Raw genomic sequence first — 21,091 nt, forward strand, 5'->3', positions numbered from 1 at the left:
TGGTTGTGATCCGGCGGGATTTGACGAGTGCCGCAATACTGACGAGTTCGCCTTTATGACCCACTGGCCGATCGGCCCATAAGCAAGAAGCGAGGAGTTCAGTATGTCCACGACACCACTACTCGACGACTGCGTGCGCGACGACGGATTCATTGATGCCGAACTGATGGCTCAGGCTCTGGCCATCCAGCCCGCGCAGCTGGCCCATCTCTCTTGGGATCAGCGGCGGTTGGCGCAGCTCCACAACTTGGCCAGCATCGTTCGGCCTTGGGTCTCCTCCAATGCCGAGGTCTGGGTCTGGGTGCGCTGCCAGCAACTTGCCCCGTTGGGCGGGCTGACCGCTGATGCATTCCTACGCGACGGTCGGGGTGAAGAACTCTTCGCCCTCATCAGCAGCGGCATTTCAGAGATGGGAGCCTTTGCGAGCCGCACTCCCCCGCTTGTCGACACCAGAGACAGCCCTCCAATCAGCTGAATGGCGACAGGATCAAGACGGATGGTCGGCACGAAGCGGTCCAACCTCAACTTTCCGGCCCCGCTCGGCCAGATACTGGGGCCGATTTCTGGTCATCGTGCCGCGAACCGACTCCTGTCGGTGTCGAGCGAGCGGACGGACCTATTATTGTCTGAAAGTCGGGAGCGGTCAGCTGAACGGTCCTTCCTTTATTTGGCTCAAGCCGGAGTTTCAGGTTTCTTGATTCGACATCTACACGGTCCAGAGCGTCGCTTCTGACACTTTGCGAAACAGCGGTCCGTTGTCTCCAAATAGCCAGCGCATGGCTTGCTGCGGCTATAGGACCCGTGCCCAAGGATCAGGAATGGCTCACAAAATCAGGAGGCTGTACAACTGGAAACCGTTACGAACTCACCGGGTATCCGGTAAACCCCATCACCAGACCGGAAGAGCTTCACGGATTCGATAAATTCGTCTCGAACGTCAGCCATGACGGCATCCGGAAAGCGTTTCACGGCGAGTGCGACGGGACCCGCACGTACCACCGCATCAACGAAGTCTTCGCCCGTGTCGAACCGCAGAACCTCTCTCTGCCTGCGCTCCTCGACCGAAACAAAGCCGGTGCCTTCCATAAGCCCCTTGAGGACCCCCTGACCGCCGGTGCCAAAGAACAGCGGGCAGACCTCCGAGGCGACCCGCGCGTCGACGATCGGAAAGATCTCGGCCCAACCGCAGTTCCTGCGCTCGCCCCAGACGGTGACGGTCGCGCGGCCACCCGGTTTCAGGACGCGGTGAAGCTCGGCCAGCGCCCGCGCGGGGTCGGGCACATACATCAGGCCCAAGGCGCAAAGGGCCCGGTCGAAACAACCCGGCTCGACCGAAAGCTCTTCGGCGCTCATCCGGGCGGCGGTGATGTTGCTGCGGCCTGCCTCGATAGCCCGGCGGGTGATCTCGTTGACCATGCCTTGCGACAGATCGGTCGCCAAAACCCGCCCATCCTCACCCACGGCATCACTCGCGCGAAAGGTCGCCATGCCGGTGCCGCAGGCGGTCTCGATCACATGATGGCCGGGACACAGCTCCGCCATCGCCAGAAGCGTGTCATGTGCCGGGCGCAGCGGGGCCTGCCAAGCCGCCTCATAGCGCGGGGCGGCTTCGTCCCAGCCATAGCGCTGCACGCGAAGTTGGAGCTTGGGGTCCACGTCATCGCCTCCCAGTGCCGTCATGGACCCGGATCGCCATCGAGACTTCCAGCGCCCGGATATAGCTCAAATACCAGGGATCCCGGTCGAGGGCCTTGGCGACGAGAGCCTCGATGACGTCCTGCGGGTGCGGACTGATGATCTCGATCCCGATCCGGGTCGCCTGGCACCCGGCGTCGACGCCTTCGAACCCCATCAACCCACGATCGTCCCAGTCCGTTTCTATGTCGATCTTGATGCCGGCGATCTCGATGTCGTCCCTCGCGGCGGCGAGCTTGATGCCGATCGCCATGCAGCTGATGACGCTGGCACGACCGAAAAAGCCCGGTGTCGGGCCAGTGGCGGTGCCGCCGATCGTGGTGGGCATGTCGATGGTGTGGCTCCAGTCGCCCTGCGTGGCGATGCAAGCCAGCCCGTCCCCCATGCGCAGCGAGGTCACATCCGTCGATCTGGCGAGTGCGGGCTTGGCTTCGAACGCCTGCACGATCCGCGAAAGCTTGGTCTTCAGGGTCGGCTGGTCGGTCATGATGTCCTCCATCAGACGAAGGATCGCCCCACCAGCACTGCGCCGGCTACGATCAGAAGGCAGGCCGAAACGGGGCCGAAATAGCGCCAGTCAGGGGCGAGTTTCTCGACCAGCACGTAGGCTGCCAAAGCGCCGACCCAAGCCAGGTTCATCACCCCGCCCACGAACAAAAGTGCCATCAATGCCCAGCAGCAGCCCAGACAGTATAGGCCGTGCCGGAGCCCCATCCGAAGGGCGCCCGACAGCCCCACCCGCCAATGTTCGGTGACGAAACCCAAAGGCGACCGGCAATGCCGGAGGCAGGCCGCCTTGGCCGGCGTCAGCTGGTAGATCCCCGCCACAAGAAGGAGCAGACCGGCGAGAAGGCCTGAGTTCGCCCGCATGCCTGTCAGAAGACCGATCCGCGTCAGCTCCCACTGCGCCAGCGTGGCAAACACGCTGAATCCGCCCCAGACCAGCAGGTACCCCGATACGAAAAATACGGTGCCCATGGGGCGACCCGACCGTCTGGCCGCGGCGGTATAGAGCAGGATCATCGGCGCGGCGCTCGGCAGCATCATGGCGAGCATCATCACCCACCACATCGCGAACATCAGCGCCGCGTGGCCAGGCGACCAGCTTGCAGGCACCATGCGCTCCATCGGAGCCGACATCGAGGACATCTCCATGCCGGCCCCGGTCAACAGATAGCCCCACGACAGCAGCGTCACCGCTGCGAGGCCGAACGCCGCGATGAGTTGGTCCTTGCGCAGCAGCCGCTCGAACAGGTGCGCCTCGCGGAGCATGTCAATGCGCCTTCGAGATGATGCCGCTGTTCGAAAAATGCAGCTCGTTGAACTGGGCATAGCTGTCGGTGTTGTTGGGAAGATCGATCAGCCCCTGGGTTCGCGTCGTGGCGCTGCCCATCTCGGCGACCCGGTAGCCAAAGCCGCCGATCGTGTCGATCCGGACCCGGTGCGGATTGCCGGTCACGGGGTTGCGGATCGGGCGGGCCTCGAGATCGAAGACATCCTCGACATGTACCTCGCCGGTCCGGCCTTCGATGTCGGAGCTGTAGGAGATCTTCTTGTAGAGCGTGTCTTCCTTGTTGGGCGACATCATCGAGAAGACCCACCACATGGTCGCCATCTCCTCGGTGTCTTCGCCGCGCATGATCTTCTCCAGCGCGTCGCGCTGCTCGGGGCTGGCGCGTTCGTCGATGATCATCTGCATGTGGCCGTCGCCTTCATGGATCGGGCCCGGCCATTTCACCACCATCGCCATGTTCAGCCCGTCGAGTGCGACATCGCCGTAATGGCCGCGGTCGACATGAAAGCCGAGCGCCGCCTCGCAGGTGCCGTTGGTCGGCGAGGCGTTGAACTGGCATGGGCAGCCATAGGCGCAATTGCAGTTGGTCAGTTCGGAGCCGTGAATTTCCCAGGGGGTCATCGGTCTTCTCCTTGCGAGGTTTCTATCGTGTCGTTGCAGTGTCCTTCGGATCGTGTGGGTCAGAGCAGCTCGGCAAGCAGGCGCGCGGCACGTGCGGCGCCGTCCGCCTCGACCGGCAGTATTGTTCTGGGGGTGGTGAGTTCGTCGACCATCGCCTGCGCGATGCGCTCGGGGTCGGCCTCGGCGTAGTCCATCCTGCGCCCGGCGTTGTAGCGGTCAAGCCTCTGGGCCACGTGGAAGTTCTGCTCGAAGTGGTTCCTGAGCGGGAAGTAGAGAAACGGTGTGCCAGCGGCGGTCAGCTCCATCGCCGTGGTCAACCCGCCTTGCACCAAGGCGAGGTCGCAGGCGGCGAGATGCCGGTCGAGGTCCGGCACGAAGGCCTGAGCCTCGACGCCTTGGGGCAGGACGAACCTTGCGGGATCAAGCCGGGGGCCGGTCACGACGATCATCCGCAACTCGGGGATCCAGGCTTTCGCCGCCGGATAGGCTTCGAGAATGCGTCGGATCAGGCTGGCGCCGACGCCCGAGCCGCCGACCGTGACGATGCAGATCTTCTCGCCGTCACGGTAGCCGAAGCGCTCGCGCAGCTCGGCGCGGCCGCCGAACTCGGACGGGTGCTGGCCGATGATATAGCCCGAGAAGTCATAATGCCGTGGCACCCAGTCGCGCATCTGCGGCAGATCGGGGCCGAAGGCATGCGGGATGATGTCGTCCGGCCCCCCAACGAAGATCGCCCGATCCCGGACCTGCGGGTGGCGCTCCACGTGGCCGATCATCTCGGCGTTGTAGTCGGCGGTTAGGAGCGCTTCGCGCGGACCGTTCTGCGGCATCGGCACCCAGCCCACGAAATCCGTGAACCACGCCACCTGCGCCCGCTTCAGCTCGGGGTGCTCGTGCCAGTAGTGATCGACATCCCAGGCCTCGTCGGCGATCACGAGGTCATAGGCCCCGTCCTCGACGGCCTCCTGGAACACCATGAAGTTCTTGATCAGGATCTCGTCCATGTTGCGGATCGCTTGGAACGCGTTCAGGTCGTGCTCGCCGGATTCCTCTTCGATATGCGCGGACTCATTGGCGAGCCGCGTGCTCGCGGGGTGCAGCATCTCGTTGTTGGCCGACAGGAACCGGGTCACCGGATCCTGCGCCAGCCAGTGGACATCGAGATCCGGATGCAGCTTGCGCAGCTCGCGCGTCACCGCGAGATCACGGCGGGCATGACCGAGGCCGATCGGAGAGGACAGGTAGAGGGCGCGTTTGGCCCTGCCCCGGCGGTGCGGCCGAGGTGCGGATTCCGGCGTGCCGATATGGCGGTTGAGGAAGTCACGCACCAGCATGTTGAAGCGCGCGGGAAACCGGACGTTGGCCCCGTGCCCCACCTCAGGCCAGAGCTGCAACTCGCCCCCAGTAATCCGCGCTGCGGCTTGGGACATGGCCGGAGGCGTCACCTCGTCGGCCGCGCCATGCACCCAGAGCGAGGGACAGGCGATGCGCGCATAGGCCTCTTCGGTGGCGGGATACCGGCCATCGTCCCGAGCCCCGGCCATGCGCGCCAGAATGTCGCCGCTGCCAGTGGCGGCCCAGTTCAGCGCGTCCTCGATCTGCTTGGTGGAATGCGGCTCGCAGAACATGCGGCTGAAGAAGAACGCGCAGAAATCGGCGTAGTCGGATTGCCAGTAGTCGAGGTTGAACTTCTCCCAACCCTCATGGCGGCTGCGCTTGGCATGCAGGCTCTCAGCGGTCTTGTGGAGGTGCGTCGGGACAAAGGGCACCACGGCCCCGCAAGTGATCAGCGCCTCCACGCGTTCCGGGCAATGCGCCGCGAGCAAGGCGCCGTAAAGCCCGCCAAGCGACAGGCCAACAAGGCTCGCGCGTTCGGCGCCTGTTGCGTCGAGGATCGCAAGCGCATCGTCGACGAACTGCGACGGGGCGTAGGCATTCGGGTCGTCCGGGTGATCAGAAAGGCCGTTGCCGCGCGGATCAAAGGAGACGACCCGGAAATGATCGGCAAAATAGGGGATCTGCGCCTTGTAGACTCGCGAATGCACGATGGGCCACGGCGGAAGGAACAGGAGGGTTCGGGCGCCATGCCCATGCACCGCGTAGCGCACCTTCACGCCGTCCCGTTCGATGAAGCGTTCTATGCAGGGGACGGCGGCGCGCATGGCTCGATCCTCCGGTTTCAGGGGCGCTCGTAATGTTCGATAACCTTGCCGATCCGGCGTAGCGCGCGGCGGACCGGCAGATCCTCGGCCTCGGCGCCGAGCAGAAGATAGGCCTCCGTGCCGATGAAGGCGGAGCCCACGAGGGCGGCAATATCCTCGGCGTCGAAGGGTCCCAGCCCACCGGTCTTCGCGGCAAACTCCTGAGCAAGCTGCACGTGCAGGTCGCGCCACCTCCTGAGCGACAGCCTTACGGCATCCCCGATCTGCGGGTTGGACCAGCCGACCGCGATCAGCTCTTGCAAGACCCGCACGTAGCCGCTGTCGAAATCCGTATCGAGAAAGTCGCACGACACCTCCCATTTCCGCGAGAGCGGGATGGATGGATCGGTGAAGACCTCGGTTTGTCGGGCCAGCAACTGCTCGGTCAAGTGCTCGTAGAGGGCAAGGACCATGCCGTCCTTGGAACCGAAATGATACCGGATCTGGCTCATCTGTGTGCCGGCAGCCCCGGCAACGGCGCGGGTCGAAAGCCCGGTAAAGCCTTGTGCCATCAGAACCTCCCGCGCGGCGGCAAGGATCTTCTGCTTGGTCGTAAAGGTATTGAGGCGCTGTGTCGCCATGAGTCGATATTAGTTCATTCGAACGAATTTTTCAAGGTGATGATGACGGTGGGGTTGGGTGATCATGTCGTCGGCTCTGACATTCGGGGTCCGAGCTGTTCGATGGTCATGACCAGTCGCATGTGACTGGGGCTATCGGGAACTGACCTGCGGCACGGCTCCCGGGATCTATGTCGCATGGGGCAAACATCACCGCTGCTGTAGTGGACCGGCGATCAGCCTCGCGCTCAACACGCTACCAATTCTGCATCCTGACGATAGTTGGAGAGCCAGGGTGAAGCTCGAAGCAGAATGTATCAGCCGTCTGCGACGAGTGTCAGATTCCATTCTCTCTTCGGTGGGCACCTCAACCGCGTTACCCGATCGTGCACCCGCAGCGAAAAATAGATATGTTTGCATAGCCGCCTTCTCGCCAAACAGGATGCTGCACGATGCAGTCCAACGGCTGCATCAGGGAAGCTGCAATGCCGTGTTTGAACTACCGGTCAACGTCCGCTCTGGGACGCATGCACCTTGCATGAGCGTGAGATGAGCATGAGCATGAGCATGAGCATGAGCATGCTGCGATCTTGGGTCCGCTGTGCAATGCTTTGGCGTCTGCGCTGCTGAACCAACATCCTGATCGTCAGCAATCAGGAAAACGTCATGTCCCAGAAACCCGGTTACTCTGAGTCCGAGACCATTGTGTCTGGTATGACCCTGCCCATGCAGGGCACCGAGCCGACCCAAGCCAGCCTGTACAAGGCACTGGATCGCAAGGGACACCCCAATACACACTGGAAGATGTGGTTGCGGCATATCTCCGGAGCGAACGACTACTGCCCCCCTCTTTGAGGGTGCACCTGAAGCGATGTCCCCAGAGATGTCCGTCGTCAGATGATTTGGGACACGATGGTCTGATGTTGACCGGAGGGTCTGGCTCGTTCGGGCTTCGCTTCATGCCGCCGTCTGGCGATGCAGCGAACGGCGCTTTTCGATGGTCCTGGCTTTGATCTCCTTTCGTCGATTGAGGATGGTGTCGGCCTTGCCGAGATAGACGTCGACAGGGGCGAGATTGTCGAGGCTCTCGTGGTAGCGGTGATGGTTGTAGTGGTCGACGAAAGCCGCCGCGGCTTCTTCGAGCGCCCCGGGCAGGTAGTAGTTCTCGAGCAGGATGCGGTTCTTGAGGGTCTTGTGCCAGCGCTCGATCTTGCCCTGGGTCTGGGGATGGTTCGGGGCGCCGCGCACATGGTCCATGCCCTTGGCGCCGAGCCAACCGGCCAGCTCCCCGGAGATGTAGCTGCTGCCATTGTCGCTGAGCAGCCGGGGCCGGTGGGCGACGGTGGCCCGGTCGCAGCCCGAGGCTCCCCGCGCATCTTCCAGCGTCGCGGTCACATCCGCCGCTTTCATCGTAGTGCAGAGCCGCCAGGCGACGACGTAGCGGCTGTAATCATCGAGGATGGTCGAGAGGTGGAACCAGCCCCAGCCGATGACCTTCAGATAGGTGAAGTCGGTCTGCCAGAGCTGGTTCGGCCGGGTTGTCTTCTCGTGGAACTCGTCCGCCGCCTTGATCACCACGAAGGCCGGGCTGGTGATCAGGTCGTGGGCCTTCAGAACCCTGTAAACGCTGGCTTCCGACACGAAGTAGTGCCGGGCTTCGGTGAAGCGGGCGGCGAGTTCCCGAGGTGACAGCTCGGGCTGCTCCAGGGCCAGATCGACGATCTGCTCGCGCACCTTGTCGGGAATCCGGTTCCAGGCCCGGCTCGGTCGCGAGGGCCGGTCCTCGAGCCCGCTCGCCATTGTGCTCGAACCAATGGCGCATCAATGGCTCGCCACCCAGCGACAGGTAGCGATCATACCAGCGGTAGAAGCTCGTGCGCGGCACGCCGATCATGTCGAGGGTCCGCTTCGCCGACAGATGTGAGCGTTCCACCTGCCGGATGATCTCGAGCTTCTCGGAAGCGGAATACCTCATGCCTCGTCTCCCCCATCCCCGAGCATGCTTTTTTGAGCAAGCGGTTCTCCAAGGCGATATATCGGCCATTATCGTCGAGAGCATTAAGCGGCTCGGTCGCCGCGCACTTGATATCCAGGAACTTGCGGGATGGTTCGAGAGCAGGCGCATAGATCTCTATGCGGCAAATGGGGGCAAGTTCGACTGGAAGCTCCTACCGTTCCTTGCCGCTTTCGCCGAGTACCAGGCCCGGGAGATCGCCGACAACACCAGACGCGGTCAGATGGGGACAACGTCACGGGGGCGGGTGGCAGCAGGTTGCGCCTATGGCTACCGCGTTGTGGCCGCAGAGGGGCGAAACCGAGAAATAGATCCCAGAGAGGCGGCAGTCGTACGGCGCATTTTCGGAGACTACGCCGACGGCCTGTCAGCTCGCAAAATCGCATCGAACCTCAACAAGAAAGGCATCCTCTTCCCGTCGGGCAAGGACTGGGTCGACATCACGATCCGGGGCAACGCCCAGAAGCGTGATGGGATGCTTCGCAACGAAGCTTATGTCGGCCGGATCGTCTATGGTCGGAACCGGTTCGGGCGAGACCCTGATACGGGAGATCGCCTGTCCCGCCCGGGCGAGGAACAGGATATCGTCTGCGGTGAATGCCCCGAACTCACAATCGTCGATGTCAAGGTCTGGGATCGGGTTCAAGATCGTCTCGAGGCAACCCATGCCGCGCATGTTGACCAAAGCGCGCCGCTGAACACGAGCCATCGATCAAAGTACCTGCTGTCGCGGCTAATCAAATGCGGCTGCTGCGGGGGCGGCTATACCATCGTCGGCAAGAACCGATACGGGTGCTACAATAAGAAACCCAAAGGGTCGTCGGTCTGCTCGGACGGTAGGACCTTCACCCGGGACAAGCTTGAGGCGCGCGCACTGGCGCGACTGCGCACCGACCTGATGACGCCGGCCTTCGCCGACCAGTTCGCCGCTGAGGTCGCCCGGCTGCTCGCTGAAGAGATGGCTGGGGAAACGGGATCGCTTGCGGCTCTCCAGCGTGAGCTCGACAAGGTGACGGGAAAGATCGATCGTCTGCTTGATCAACTCGAGGAAGACAATGTCAGTGAGGCTTTGATGTCGCGCTTGGCGGACCGAGAGCAGGAAAGCCGACGCCTACGTCTTGATATAGAGGCAGCGCGGGCTCCTCGGCAAACGGCGCTCATGCCGACAGCTGAGGAAATGCAAACCATCTATCACCAGAAAGTCCGGCAGCTCGATGAGCTTCTGGCCGATAGCGATCAGATGGTCGAAGCGAACCGACTGCTGGGCGAGATGCTTGGAGCCATCATCGTGCGGCCAGACGAAAATGCGCGGGATGGCATAGTCGTCGAGATCCAGGGCGAAGCGCCCTGGATCATTAGCCGGTCAGGGCAATTCTGACTTGGTATTGAGTAGTAAATTTGGACTGCAAGCAGTCGTTCGCTGCATCGCCAGACGGCGGCATGAACCGAAACCCGAACGAGCCAGACCCTCCGGTCAACATCAGGCCATCGTGTCCCAGATCATCTGACGACGGACAATCCTCGCGCTAAAAGGCGGCGATAGGGTCAATTTTTGAAGAAGACCGCCATCACCGTGAGGGCTATTCAGTCGACCCCCTTTTGCTGCATTTCACCCGGTATTCTGCCCCCGAGTGCAGTTTTCAGTTCGCGGGCAAGCTTGATCAAGACCTGCTCTTTCTCTGCCCCGAGCAACGATCCGATTGTGGTATCTATATCCTGCCATGCATCGCGGATATCTGCGACCATGCGCGCGCCAGCCGGTGTCAGCGCCACGACATCACCGCGTTTGTCCTTCTCGCTCCTGTGGCGCACGACGAGATCGAGGGCCAGAAGCCGGTCGATCATCGTACTCATGCTGCCTTTGGTAATGTCGAACTCGCGCGCCAGGACCGTCTGTGACGTCGGACCGATGACATCGATCGCCACGAGGATTCTGGCCTGACGCGGCCGAACGCCCAAGGGGGCGAGCCGTTCAGTCAGGCGCTTTTCGAGCAGATCGGCGCTGTGGAGCAGCGCGTGAAACTTGGCATGCTGTGTCGTCATACCTGCCTTTAACATGAAATGGTTTGTATCCAAACTAAATTATGCTACCTGTCTTCCCGGTTTCAATCCCGAACGCCGAACGGCCCGCTGACCCGCACTGCACATGTCGGGTTGCCTTTGGTGAGATGAAAGGACGATGTCTTGCAACACGCTGGAAAGATTGCGTTGTTCGTCGCCGTGGCCGGTCTCGTCGGCGTGGTGCTCATGCTGTTTGGCGCACGATTCGGGCTCTGGGAGCCGATCGTGGGCTTTGGCATCTATCGGACCTACCTCACCCCTCTGGGCGCGACCGTCGCGGGGCTCGGCCTGCTCGCGGTAGTCATCCATGCCGTGCGCAAGGAGCGAAAGGGCGCACTCGCCGGTGGTCTTGCGGCCGTGATCGGGGTGGCCTGTCTGGCCCCCACGATCGCCAGCGCGATCAACCCGCCCCAGCGCGCCGCTCCGATCCACGACATTTCGACCGATACGGTGAACCCGCCCGAGTTCGAAGTTCTCGACGAGACCCGTGCGGGGGCCAGCAACACGCTGGACTACGGCGGGGCCGAACTGGCTGCCGCGCAGGCCGCCAACTATCCCGATATCGCGCCGCTCGAGACGGATCTGTCCCCCGACGCTGCCTATCAGCGCGCCCTGACGGTCGCCGAAGACATGGGGTGGGACATCGTCGCCTCGGACCCGGATCGGCTTCGCTTCGAAGCGACGGCGCGCACGTCCGTTTTCTACTTTGCCGATGACGTGGTGGTTGTCGTTACGTCGCAGGACGACGGCAGCCGTGTCGACATGCGGGGGGTGTCTCGAGTGGGGCGCAGCGATCAGGGCGTGAACGCGGCACGCATCCGCGCCTTTCAGGAACGGTTCGGCGAGTAACCGTGAGCTTACCGGACCGTGCCTGACAGAGAACCACGGCACGGTCGCTCGCAGATGATCATGAAGAAACAGGAGTTGGTCGAAAATGCCTGAACTCACTTCAAGCCCGACAAAAGGTGCTTCGCTCGGCACCGCCGTTCTCGCCGCGATCGCAGGTTTCATCCTGCCTCAGGCGTCGCTGGCCGATAGCCCCGTCATCCAGACCGAAGGGCCGATCATCTACCTCTCGGACAATCTCGACGAAGAGGCCAATCTTGGCTGGTGCGTCGACACCGAAGGTCGTGGGGAGAGCGATCAGCTTCACGCGCATTCCTGCAAACCGACAGGGGAGGACGTGCTGTTCTCCTATGCACCTGAGAGCGAGAGAATTGAATCGGCGACCTACGCGGGCCTGTGCATGGCCTACAACGCGCCGGACGACGAGGAAAACCCCTTCGGGCTGATCGCCTGCGACGATACCGATCCGAACCAGCGTTTCGAGTACGATACCGAGACTGGGCAGATCCATCTGGGCACCGATGAAACGCAATGCGTGACGGTCAGCGCCCAAATCGACGACGCCGGGCCTTTCCAGTCGCGGGACCTGCTTTTGGCAGCTTGCGATGATCTCGACCAGAGCTTCAAGACATGGACCGTTCGCGACTGACCCGGTCCGTGTCAGCTTGTTTGCCCAGAATGTATCACGCCAGCATCCCGCGACAATTTGCGACAAAACCCTTTGTCCCGGGACGGTCAGTTTCCTCGGCGCATGGTCCATAGGAGGTGTCGAGACGCCTCGAGAATCACGGTCCTCAACGGGCGCCAAACCACGACCCACGGCGTCGATGCCGTAGGTCCAACGCAAAGAACGTCCCGACGGGCGAAGCACATTCAGGAGCTGAGAAGACCTTGAAGAAATTGATCGTTCTCATCCTTTCGCTGGGCGTCCTTGCAGGGGCCTACAGCATCGCCTTCGGCGTGCCCGAGCAGGTCGCGCAGATCCGGGGCGGCACCTCCGCACCTGCCGAAGAGGCCGAGGCGCCGCGCGGCGCGGCCGGGGGCCCGCCGGGCGGCCCGCCGGGGCAAGGTCGGGAAACGACTGTCGTTCTCGCCCCGCTCGAAGAGCGCGCCTACACGCTGGTACTACGCACGGTCGGCAGCGCCGTCTCCCTGCGCCGGTCCGAAGTAATCTCCACCGAAGCCGGCGAGGTCGTCGAAGCCGCGCTGCAAGCCAACCGGCTGGTCGAAAAGGGAGACGTTCTGCTGCGTCTGGACGACCGCACCGAACAACTCGCTCTGGAAAGTGCGCGCGCCAACCGCGATCAGGCGCAGGCCACCGTCACGCGCTACCAGGGGCTTCACCAAGATGGCAACGCCGTCGTAACGGATGTCGCCCTGTCCGAGTCCGAAGTCGCGCTGCGGCTGGCCGAGGTCGAAGTCGGACTGGCCGAGGTCGCACTGGAGGACCGCACCGTGGTCGCGCCGATCTCCGGACGCCTGGGGCTGAGCGACGTCACGGTCGGGGACCGGTTGTCCAATGGTGATGCCATCGTGACCATCGACGACTCCGCGACCCTGCTGGCGACATTCGAGGTCCCCGAACGCTCGATCGGATTGCTGGCCGAGGGCAAGCCGGTGCTCGTCACGACGCCGACCTACGCCGGGCGGGTTTTCGAGGGAACCATCACCTCCTACGACAGCCGCCTCGACAGTGTGACCCGCAGCGCCACCGTGCGCGCACAGATCGACAATGCCGAGGGTCTGCTACTGTCGGGTATGACCTTCACGATCCGCATGACCGAAGAGACAGCCCCCTTGCCCGTCGTGCCCGCCACGGCGATCACTTGGGACCGGTCCGGCGCGGGCATCTGGGTCGCCGAGGACGGGCGCACGAGCCGCGTTCCCGTCACCGTCCGGTATCGCGACGGCGACCAGGTCTGGATCGAGACCGACGCTCCCGTGGGCGCGCAGGTCGTGACCGAAGGCGCGTCGAAGCTGCGCGACGGCGCACAGGTCACCACGGCGGATGCCGGCAAGGGGTCGGGCGCATGAGCATCGAAAAGCGGGCGCACAAGGCCGGGTTCGCCGACACCTTCGTGGCGCGGCCGATCTTCGGGATCGTCCTCAACCTTCTCATCATCATCGCGGGGCTTGCAGCGCTCACCAGCGTCGACATCCGCGAGATGCCCGACGTGGATCAGCCCGTGCTGTCGGTGCGGACCAGCTACGAGGGCGCGGTGGCAGGCACCGTGGACACCGAAGTGACACAGGTTCTCGAGGATGCGCTGAGCGCGCTTGAGGGCATGTCCTATATCGAGTCGACCTCCAGCGCCGGGTCGAGCAGCATCACCATCGACCTGTCCGATGGCACGGATGTCGACGTCGCCGCCAACGAGGCGCGCGAGATCGTGTCGAGCACCCTTCGCTCCCTGCCAGACGACATCGACGACCCGAGCGTGAGCAAGAGCGACAGCAACGCGGACGCGATCATCCGTCTCGCCCTTCTGGGCGATGCCAGCTTCGACGAGCTGACCCAGCTTGCCGAAGGCACCGTCTACGAGCGCCTGTCCCTGATCGAGGGCATCGCCGAGGTGACCGTGCGCGGCAACCGGGCCAACGAGTTCCGCGTCGCGGCGAACATGCCCTCCCTGCTGAGCCGTGGCCTGACCGTCTTCGACGTCTCCACCGCGCTAGCCCAGCTGCGGGACGACACGGCACTGGGCTCGCTCTCGACGCAGTCCCAGACCCTGTCCCTTCGCGTCGGCAACGACGAGGTCACCGTCGACAGCATCAACCAGCTGCCTGTCAACGACACGACCCAAGTGGCCGACGTCGCCTTCGTCCAGCTGATCCCGGAGGACGCGAGCGTCTACACGCGGGTGAACGGCGAAACCGCCGTCAGCCTCGACATTACCCGGCAATCCGTCGGGAACACGCTGGAGATCTCCCGCGACGTGGGCACCGCCGTCGAGGATCTGCGCGACCAGCTGCCCGAGGGCGTGCAACTACTGGTGACCTCGGATGATGGCATCTTCATCGAGGGCTCGATCAACGAGGTGGTCAAAACCATCCTGCTGGCCACCGTGATCGTGGTCGCGGTGATCTTCGTGTTCCTACGCTCGCCGCGGGCGACGCTCATCCCCGCCGTCACGATCCCCGTGGCGTTGATCGGCACGCTGGCCGCGATCTGGCTCACCGGGTTTTCGGTCAACACGATCAGCCTTCTGGCGCTGGTGCTGGCGACGGGGATGGTCGTGGACGACGCCATCGTCGTGATCGAGAACATCGTGCGCAAGCGCAAGTCCGGCATGGGGGCATTTGCCGCCGCCGCTTCGGGCACCAACGAGGTTTTCTTCGCCGTCATTTCGACGACGGCAACACTTGCCGCAGTGTTCATCCCGATTTCGTTCCTGCCCGGTCAGGCCGGTGGGGTGTTCTCGGAGTTCGGCTTCGTGCTTGCCTTCGCTGTCACTCTATCGTCGATCACGGCGCTCACGCTGGCGCCGGTTCTGGCGGCCCTGCTTGACCCGGGAAAGTCACAGGCCGACGCCAAGGAAACCCGGCCAGGCGTTTCTGCGCGCGCATTCGACCATGTGATGGATTTCGCCATCCGCACGCCACTCATCGTTCTCTCCATCGCCATCGGCTTTGCCATGATCGCCCTGGGCGCGGCCGCGACGCTGCCCTCCACCATCACGCCCGACGAAGACCGCGGCTTTTTCCTCGTGCAGGCGCGCGGGGCATCGGACATCACCGTCGAGTATCTCGACACGCAGGTCATGCTGGTCGAGGACATCCTCGCACCCTATCTGGAGACCGGTCAGGTCGCAGCGGTGCAGAGCATCATCGGCATCGGCGGCGGCAACAGCGCCTTCATCGTCGTGCGTCTGCCCGACTGGGCCGAGCGCGACTTCAGCCAGCAGGAGCTGATCGCGCAGATCAGCGGCCAGCTGTCGTCGGTGCCCGGGGTGCAGGTCAGTGCGCGCTCCACCAACAGCCTCAACATCCGCGGCGCGGGCGGCGGGCTTGGCTTTGCGGTCACCGGCACGAACCTTGCCAACATGACGGAGGCGGCCGACAGCCTCGTCGCGGCCATGTCCCAAGACGACACCTTCCTCAACCCGCAGCTCTCCAACAACAGCGTCGATGCGCAGCTCAAAGTGACCGTGGACACCGCTGCGGCAAGCGACATAGGGCTGAACAGCTCCGACGTCACCCGCCTCGTGAGCGCCATGGTCCAGGGCGAGGTCGCGGTCAGCGTCTTCTCCGATGACGTGGAGGTCGACGTCAACGTCGTCCCCGGCGGCCCGCCGATCGACGACCCCTCGGACATCGCCTCCCTCTCCATCCGGCTGGACAGCGGCGACTACATCCCGCTCTCGGCGGTGGCCTCGCTCGAAACGGTGGTCAGCCATGCCCAGATCGAACGGCTGGGCGGCGCCCTGGCGGTGGCCTTGCAGGCGAACCTGGGCCAGGGGGTCGATCTGTCGACCGCCATGGACCGTGTGCTGGAGATCGCGGACGAGGTCCTGCCCGCTGGCATGGGCATCACCTTCACCGGCGAGGCCGCGACGCTCAATGACACCGAGGGGGGCCTCTATGCCGTCTTCGGCGTCGCCCTGATTGTCGTGCTTCTGGTGCTCTCCGCCCAGTTCGAAAGCTTTGCCAGCGCGGTCGTCATCATGATGACGGTGCCCTTCGGTCTGGCCGCGGCGCTGCTGGCGATCTCGCTCACAGGGGGCTCGCTGAACTATTACAGCCAGATCGGCCTCGTGATGCTGATCGGGGTGATGGCGAAGAACGGCATCCTGATCGTCGAGTTCGCCAACCAGCTGCGCGAAGCCGGTGAGGATATCGACAGCGCCATCCGCAACGCCCTGCGCCTGCGCATCCGGCCGGTGATGATGACGATGGTCTCCACGGTCTTCGGCGGCCTGCCTCTGATCGTGACATCGGGTGCCGGCGCCGAAGCCCGCATCGCCGTCGGCTGGGTGATCGTCGGGGGCCTGGGCTTTGCGACCGTGTTCACCCTGTTCCTGACGCCGATCTTCTATCGCTGGATCGCCGTCTGGGGCGCCGCACCGGGCGCCGCGGCCTCACGGCTCCGGACCGAGGTCGCGGAGACGGTGGAGGCATAGGGCGGTGCCGCATCCTCGCCACCCGGGTGCCGCATGGGGCAGCGACAGGCCATAAGTCGCTTCTCTCTGCGCGCTGTGAATGCGCGAGCCAATCACTGTCGCAGGTGCGCCCCCCGTTCCCATGATGGGCCGCATCGCGGCATCCGAAGTGGGCTTTGGATAACAAGCCGGAGTGGCACATTGTCGTCGTGCTGACCGCGTAGCGTCGAGAACATGGCTTCCGACACGCCCATCTTGCGGCAGATTTCACCCACCGTGGTTCCTGTCTCCGCATGTCTCAGCGCGAAGACGATCTGTTCGTCTGAGAACCGCTTCTTGGGCATCTGGGCACTCCTCCTCCGTTGAAAATGTGCCCGAAAAAAGCATCCAGCTTGAACCAGTTTGCCGGGTCAGAATCCCATGGAATAGGGCATTAGGATTCTCTGAAGGTGCCGGTAGACATCTGGAAGCGGCTGCGGCTGGTCCGGCGCCGATCCGGCAAAGGTTTCTCTCACCTTCGCGGGCATCTCGCTCCAGACCGCTCGGTCCCGCACATCCCTGGCATGTCCGATCACAACGTCAACGACCCAATGCGCCAGATCCCGCAAAGCCTCTCAATCCTGCGGGTCGAGCGTCTCTTCGGTCGAACCCTCAGCTCTCTTGGCCATGGTTGCTACCAAACGTTAGCGGTTGCTCTATTTCTCGACAGTCCTCCTACGGCCAGAGTAGTACAGGCATGGCGCGAGATTGGTTCATTCGCATTGAACGACCTCGTCGGGACGTCCTCGCTGCAATCTACATGGATGGCCTTAAGCCATGCTGTCCCGCCGTAACATCAATGGCGGCCTAAGTATGGCCTCGGCCGAGACGGCCGGCACAATCGCTGCGCATGCGAAAAACGCATAGATTAGCGAGGCCAGCTTGGGGCTCGGACCGGGCATTTGCCAGCTCAGCCGTCGCTGGCGGCCGCGCAGGACGAGCCGCCCGTCAACGCCTTCGCACCTTGGCTTGGCCTCAGCCGAGCTGGGTTTACGGCCGTTTAGCTCTGCCGCCGACGAGGAACCTCACGGGGCCGAGCCAATCCATCAATCGCCAGACGATTCAGCTCGCGGAGAAGACGAAGGCTAAAACGAGAACGAATTCAACCCACCATGGCGCTGGGAACTGTGCGGCGACCGCCAGTCCGACCAAGGTCAGCGGAAAGTGGAGCACGTAGAATGGAAACACCGCACGGTTCAATTCTGACAGCACCGGACTTGGACTGTCGAAATACCGCGCCGCCAGCCCGAGGGCGGTAACGCACCAGCACCAGGCCGTCGCCGCCTCGATCATCGAAAATGCGGTCGTGTTCGGAGGAGACAAACCCGCCGGCAGCCAGCCGCCGGTCGCGAGGGCCTGGCCCGCAGCGACATCCTCCAGCAACGCGATCGCAAGAAGCGTCACCTTGCATCCGAAAAGCAGGACCGCGCCGGCCAGTAGCCACCACGCCCGTCTGCTCGCCCACTTCAGGAAACGATTGTGGTCGGCTCCGATAAGATAGCCACCTGAAAAGAAGAGGAAGTAGAGCGCGAACTGATAGTTGTCACCGGTGAGCGCTGCCGCATACGGCTTCAGAAGAACGACGACCACCGCCGACAGAAGGATGAGGATCGCGAACAGAATGGCCGGCTGCGGCACTGCTGGCCCGAGGCGTTCCCGAAACTGAAAAACCGGCCAGCACAGCACAGTGTAGAGCGCGAGATTGATCAAAAACCACAGATGCTGAACTTGGCCGAGCTCAGGGGTTGTCGCCCACTTCCACCAGAAGGCGGAGAAGTCGGATGCGTCGCCAGTCATGACAGCGATTGCATAACCGCCGTAGACATTGATGAAAATGGTGCCGAACAGAAGCGGGCCCCCGAGCCGCAGAAGCCGCCGGCCAATGAATAGCAGCCCAGCTCCCCTCGAGGTCAGGAACCACGTGCCGATACCGGCAATCATGAAGAGCGAGGGAAGCCGCCAGCTGTGGCTCCAGTAAATGAACAGGGTCAGTCCATCGCCGGCCAACCGGTCGTTCACGAACCGGTAGATGTCGACGCCCCAATCCACGAACCCAACGGCGACATGGTGCGGAACCAGCAAGGCAAAGAGACCGATCCGCAGCCAGTCGAGTTCATGCCTTCGGGTCATAAGAAAGCTCACGTTGTCAGGTCGAGGCGCCAATCTTCTTGAACAGCACGATCGGGCGCCTTCATATGGCTAATGCACCACCATTCGCAGCCTCCGCTCTTGCGATGGCTCAGCCAATAGGTCCGCAGCCCTGCCGGGCTAAGGGTAGCATATTCCGAGATCGATGCCTCCGCTGTGGGCTCGATCCGCAACTTCGCTGCGTCGCTCAGCAATGTCGGCTGTGGGCCGGTTGCAGCCGTGCATGCTGGGTGCCGAGTTACGGATCAGACTGTGCAAATCCCAGCGCCCTGCGCCACTCGCTTCAAACGCAGAAAGCCTCCCGAGGGAAGCTTTCTGCGTTTGAGTCAGATTCCAGTGGTTGCGGGAGCATGACTTAACCGAAATCTGCAAAGATCGGATTTGCGCCCACGCAATCCGGGCGCACCTGAGCACCACCAAGCAACTGCCCATCTAAGCCATTCAATTGTAGGAAACTTTTTTCGAAGTCCATTGCCTGACAGAGCCCCATGCTATGCCGGATCGGATGGCAAGGCCTTTATAGTTGTGCTGCTGCCCCCCCCCTTTTTACCAGAGCGTGGCGACAAGATCATATCAGGATCAAAACCTGGGTCATCAGGGGGCCGCATGTCTTTATTGCCGCGTCGTAGCCGAGCCTATTTCTGGTCATGGAGTTCTGCGGCGTTGGCCTGATGATTATGCCCTCCAGCTGCCCTGCTCGTCTACAGGGGCGGCACCAACCAGACCGGCTTCGCAACAGACTTGGGTGACCAAATCTCCTATCAGGCACTGCACTAATTGCCAGCGCAAGTAGCTCTGCTGTAGATTTTTTTGGCACTTCGCAGTATATTGATGACTGTTTCGGTGCATCAGTAAAAGATTTTGCGATGTTCGATCAAAGGAATGCCCTACGAGGCTGTTTTGTATCAATAACCATGCTATTTGCTTCGCAAGTCTCGGCGCAAAACTGTGATATTCGCGCATTTCAAGCGCGAACACTACAATTCCTCGACCAGTACCAGGCATTGGCATACGCCGAGAATGTAACTCGAGAGCATCACAGTGAACTTCAAGCAGGCGGAGACGGAGATCTCACGATTGGAGGAATTGAAATTGGCGCGAGCTACGATGAATTTCGCAGAAATATCGAAATATTCAAGCGAGATATCAATCTAAGCACGTTTGAGAGCTATCAGCAAACTTTCTTCACAACTTCACTCAGCGAAAACGGGCTGAACGCTTATATTGCATGTCTGGGGCTCGGGCGAGTTGAATTGGTAGCCGCTCACCTGCCCGGCAATGTACCAGATGTCACTATCGTCTCGCGACCCTCACCTGGAATGTCGCTCCCCAAGCCTGAAATCACAGACGTCGAGAACATTGACAATATTGACGCAATAGAGGCTACAATTGGGGCGGCATCATTCGGAAGCGCCCCGGTCACCCTCGAGAGGATTAGACTTCGGCATTCCGATGCTGATGAGCCTTTACTCCTCACGCTTTCATTCGGGGATGTATCGGACACAGTCACATTCCCGCCGCTAAACCTTCCTCGTGAAGCTACTCCGCCCCCACCAGAAAGCGTTTGCTTGCAATTTAAGGCAACTGGTGCAGCCGGACCTACAGAACAGCCCGAAATATGTGCAAGTGAGTCATTTTCAAGTAACTGGATGTTCATAGGTGACGACACAGGGTACAAAAATAAAATGCTGAAAATCTCCTCTGTGGAGAGCCGGACTTGTTTCCAACACCAAAGGCGCGCTGCTAACGGGACCATCCTCGATACCGAATGGGTATGTTCAGCATCCGATCAAGCATCACCTTATGTGCCGATCGGTGATGATACTGGTTACCGAGATCAGAAGCTACGAGTTCGCTGGGATGGAAAAGGTACTCTCTGTATAGACCATACGCGACGTTCTCCAACACATGGACCTTCAGAGTCATCCGCTTGCTCCAACAGGGACGAAGCGTCTCAATGGATAAATTTGGGAGATGATACTGGGTACCGCGATCAACGTCTCAGGGTAAGCATCGAATAGGCGTTGTTGCAGAACTCCCCGCCTGACGGTTCACACAGCGGGTCAGCTGCTTAGATGGGCGACATGACGAAGCCTATGCCTGCCCGCTACCGCACGACGAACTGGTCCGCCTATAGCGCCGCGCTGCGCAAGCGTGGCTCCCTGCTGATCTGGCTGGACCGGGAGATGACGTGGTTCGCGCCACACGAAGGACGGCCGGGGCGTCCCCCGGTTTTCTCCGAAGGCGCCATCCAGTTCTGTCTCTCGTTCAAGGTCCTGTTCAAGCTGCCGCTGAGGCAGACGGCGGGAATGGTGATCAGCTTGCTGCGGATGGCGGGACTGGACTGGCCGGTACCGGACGACTCGACGCTGTGCCCCAGGCAGAAGATCCTGGCCGTCCAGATCCCGTATCGGCGCGCCGACGGCCCGCTGAACCTGCTCGTGGACAATGAGGCATCGTCCGCCATTGATGGAGTGGATGGCTCCCGCTCCCGGCATCGCAATGTGCCACAT

General features: G+C 62.2%; 18 protein-coding genes and 1 pseudogene. 9 read left to right on the plus strand and 10 right to left on the minus strand.

The genetic code is table 11. The features are described 5' to 3' along the window. Positions 1 to 103 precede the first annotated feature (103 nt). On the plus strand, positions 104 to 475 hold the full coding sequence (locus tag AADJ02_RS16455) for a hypothetical protein (RefSeq protein WP_341214090.1): 372 nt from the start codon (positions 104 to 106) through the stop codon (positions 473 to 475). A 356-nt stretch (positions 476 to 831) separates the two neighbouring features. Here the strand turns inward: AADJ02_RS16455 and AADJ02_RS16460 are convergent, their stop codons facing one another. Genes AADJ02_RS16460 through AADJ02_RS16485 form a run of 6 tightly spaced genes read right to left on the minus strand, consistent with a single transcriptional unit; the run spans position 832 to position 6,392 of the window. After that, entirely contained in the window at positions 832 to 1,680 is an 849-nt protein-coding gene (locus AADJ02_RS16460) for a methyltransferase domain-containing protein (RefSeq protein ID WP_341214091.1), read from the minus strand. Beyond that, on the minus strand, positions 1,658 to 2,182 hold the full coding sequence (locus AADJ02_RS16465; RefSeq protein ID WP_341214092.1) for an OsmC family protein: 525 nt from the start codon (positions 2,180 to 2,182) through the stop codon (positions 1,658 to 1,660). Before AADJ02_RS16465 ends, AADJ02_RS16460 begins: the two co-directional genes overlap by 23 nt. An 11-nt stretch (positions 2,183 to 2,193) precedes the next feature. Beyond that, a complete protein-coding gene (locus tag AADJ02_RS16470) occupies positions 2,194 to 2,967 on the minus strand; it encodes a DUF2182 domain-containing protein (protein WP_341214093.1) in 774 nt (257 codons plus the stop codon). Between the two features lies 1 nt (position 2,968). Next, a complete protein-coding gene (locus AADJ02_RS16475) occupies positions 2,969 to 3,610 on the minus strand; it encodes a DUF1326 domain-containing protein (RefSeq protein ID WP_341214094.1) in 642 nt (213 codons plus the stop codon). 59 nt (positions 3,611 to 3,669) lie between these two features. Then, the gene (locus tag AADJ02_RS16480) at positions 3,670 to 5,772 is read right to left on the minus strand and encodes an alpha/beta fold hydrolase (protein ID WP_341214095.1); all 2,103 of its coding nucleotides are present in this window, start codon (positions 5,770 to 5,772) and stop codon (positions 3,670 to 3,672) included. 17 nt (positions 5,773 to 5,789) lie between these two features. Further along, positions 5,790 to 6,392 carry a TetR/AcrR family transcriptional regulator gene (locus AADJ02_RS16485; protein ID WP_341214096.1) on the minus strand — a complete coding sequence of 201 codons (603 nt, stop codon included), beginning with the start codon at positions 6,390 to 6,392 and terminating at the stop codon, positions 5,790 to 5,792. 645 nt (positions 6,393 to 7,037) lie between these two features. Between AADJ02_RS16485 and AADJ02_RS16490 the strand changes: the two genes are divergently transcribed. Beyond that, entirely contained in the window at positions 7,038 to 7,226 is a 189-nt protein-coding gene (locus AADJ02_RS16490) for a hypothetical protein (protein WP_341214097.1), read from the plus strand. Positions 7,227 to 7,328: 102 nt separating this feature from the next. Here the strand turns inward: AADJ02_RS16490 and AADJ02_RS16495 are convergent. After that, positions 7,329 to 8,524: pseudogene (locus AADJ02_RS16495) on the minus strand (IS3 family transposase); the annotation flags it as partial. On the opposite strand from AADJ02_RS16495, the gene AADJ02_RS16500 reads away from it, so the two are divergent. Then, positions 8,429 to 9,763 (plus strand): recombinase family protein, encoded by a 1,335-nt coding sequence (locus tag AADJ02_RS16500; RefSeq protein WP_341214108.1) that lies wholly within the window; start codon positions 8,429 to 8,431, stop codon positions 9,761 to 9,763. The pseudogene AADJ02_RS16495 and the gene AADJ02_RS16500 sit on opposite strands and share 96 nt — an antisense overlap. Before the next feature lie 206 nt (positions 9,764 to 9,969). Here AADJ02_RS16500 and AADJ02_RS16505 read toward each other — a convergent pair whose 3' ends face one another. Continuing rightward, positions 9,970 to 10,428 carry a MarR family winged helix-turn-helix transcriptional regulator gene (locus AADJ02_RS16505; protein WP_341214098.1) on the minus strand — a complete coding sequence of 153 codons (459 nt, stop codon included), beginning with the start codon at positions 10,426 to 10,428 and terminating at the stop codon, positions 9,970 to 9,972. Between the two features lie 141 nt (positions 10,429 to 10,569). Between AADJ02_RS16505 and AADJ02_RS16510 the strand changes: the two genes are divergently transcribed. From AADJ02_RS16510 to AADJ02_RS16525, 4 genes are all read left to right on the plus strand, one after another. Beyond that, a complete protein-coding gene (locus AADJ02_RS16510; RefSeq protein WP_341214099.1) occupies positions 10,570 to 11,295 on the plus strand; it encodes a DUF1499 domain-containing protein in 726 nt (241 codons plus the stop codon). An 85-nt stretch (positions 11,296 to 11,380) separates the two neighbouring features. Then, positions 11,381 to 11,941: a ricin-type beta-trefoil lectin domain protein gene (locus AADJ02_RS16515; RefSeq protein WP_341214100.1), complete on the plus strand. Its 561-nt coding sequence runs from the start codon at positions 11,381 to 11,383 to the stop codon at positions 11,939 to 11,941. 242 nt (positions 11,942 to 12,183) lie between these two features. Beyond that, complete coding sequence (locus tag AADJ02_RS16520) at positions 12,184 to 13,326, plus strand: efflux RND transporter periplasmic adaptor subunit (protein WP_341214101.1); 1,143 nt, start codon at positions 12,184 to 12,186, stop codon at positions 13,324 to 13,326. After that, positions 13,323 to 16,412: an efflux RND transporter permease subunit gene (locus tag AADJ02_RS16525; RefSeq protein WP_341214102.1), complete on the plus strand. Its 3,090-nt coding sequence runs from the start codon at positions 13,323 to 13,325 to the stop codon at positions 16,410 to 16,412. Before AADJ02_RS16520 ends, AADJ02_RS16525 begins: the two co-directional genes overlap by 4 nt. A gap of 92 nt (positions 16,413 to 16,504) precedes the next feature. On the opposite strand, the gene AADJ02_RS16530 is transcribed toward AADJ02_RS16525, so the two are convergent. After that, positions 16,505 to 16,735 carry a transposase gene (locus AADJ02_RS16530; protein ID WP_341214103.1) on the minus strand — a complete coding sequence of 77 codons (231 nt, stop codon included), beginning with the start codon at positions 16,733 to 16,735 and terminating at the stop codon, positions 16,505 to 16,507. 757 nt (positions 16,736 to 17,492) lie between these two features. After that, a complete protein-coding gene (locus tag AADJ02_RS16535; RefSeq protein ID WP_341214104.1) occupies positions 17,493 to 18,572 on the minus strand; it encodes an acyltransferase family protein in 1,080 nt (359 codons plus the stop codon). Positions 18,573 to 19,444: 872 nt separating this feature from the next. Here AADJ02_RS16535 and AADJ02_RS16540 point away from each other — a divergent pair. Both AADJ02_RS16540 and AADJ02_RS16545 read left to right on the plus strand, forming a co-directional pair. Next, the gene (locus tag AADJ02_RS16540) at positions 19,445 to 20,599 is read left to right on the plus strand and encodes a hypothetical protein (RefSeq protein ID WP_341214105.1); all 1,155 of its coding nucleotides are present in this window, start codon (positions 19,445 to 19,447) and stop codon (positions 20,597 to 20,599) included. A gap of 63 nt (positions 20,600 to 20,662) precedes the next feature. Further along, positions 20,663 to 21,091 (plus strand): transposase (locus AADJ02_RS16545; RefSeq protein WP_341214109.1); only part of this gene is annotated, 429 nt, incomplete at its 3' end.

This window comes from uncultured Limimaricola sp., assembly GCF_964022235.1.
Lineage (GTDB): Bacteria > Pseudomonadota > Alphaproteobacteria > Rhodobacterales > Rhodobacteraceae > Limimaricola.

What these genes read in the sequence shown, in the direction of transcription:
- AADJ02_RS16455 (WP_341214090.1), top strand. Translation starts at nt 104, where the DNA reads ATGTCCACGACACCACTACTCGACGACTGCGTGCGCGACGACGGATTC.
- AADJ02_RS16460 (WP_341214091.1), bottom strand. Translation starts at nt 1,680, where the DNA reads ATGACGGCACTGGGAGGCGATGACGTGGACCCCAAGCTCCAACTTCGC.
- AADJ02_RS16465 (WP_341214092.1), bottom strand. Translation starts at nt 2,182, where the DNA reads ATGACCGACCAGCCGACCCTGAAGACCAAGCTTTCGCGGATCGTGCAG.
- AADJ02_RS16470 (WP_341214093.1), bottom strand. Translation starts at nt 2,967, where the DNA reads ATGCTCCGCGAGGCGCACCTGTTCGAGCGGCTGCTGCGCAAGGACCAA.
- AADJ02_RS16475 (WP_341214094.1), bottom strand. Translation starts at nt 3,610, where the DNA reads ATGACCCCCTGGGAAATTCACGGCTCCGAACTGACCAACTGCAATTGC.
- AADJ02_RS16480 (WP_341214095.1), bottom strand. Translation starts at nt 5,772, where the DNA reads ATGCGCGCCGCCGTCCCCTGCATAGAACGCTTCATCGAACGGGACGGC.
- AADJ02_RS16485 (WP_341214096.1), bottom strand. Translation starts at nt 6,392, where the DNA reads ATGGCGACACAGCGCCTCAATACCTTTACGACCAAGCAGAAGATCCTT.
- AADJ02_RS16490 (WP_341214097.1), top strand. Translation starts at nt 7,038, where the DNA reads ATGTCCCAGAAACCCGGTTACTCTGAGTCCGAGACCATTGTGTCTGGT.
- AADJ02_RS16505 (WP_341214098.1), bottom strand. Translation starts at nt 10,428, where the DNA reads ATGACGACACAGCATGCCAAGTTTCACGCGCTGCTCCACAGCGCCGAT.
- AADJ02_RS16515 (WP_341214100.1), top strand. Translation starts at nt 11,381, where the DNA reads ATGCCTGAACTCACTTCAAGCCCGACAAAAGGTGCTTCGCTCGGCACC.
- AADJ02_RS16525 (WP_341214102.1), top strand. Translation starts at nt 13,323, where the DNA reads ATGAGCATCGAAAAGCGGGCGCACAAGGCCGGGTTCGCCGACACCTTC.
- AADJ02_RS16530 (WP_341214103.1), bottom strand. Translation starts at nt 16,735, where the DNA reads ATGCCCAAGAAGCGGTTCTCAGACGAACAGATCGTCTTCGCGCTGAGA.
- AADJ02_RS16540 (WP_341214105.1), top strand. Translation starts at nt 19,445, where the DNA reads ATGTTCGATCAAAGGAATGCCCTACGAGGCTGTTTTGTATCAATAACC.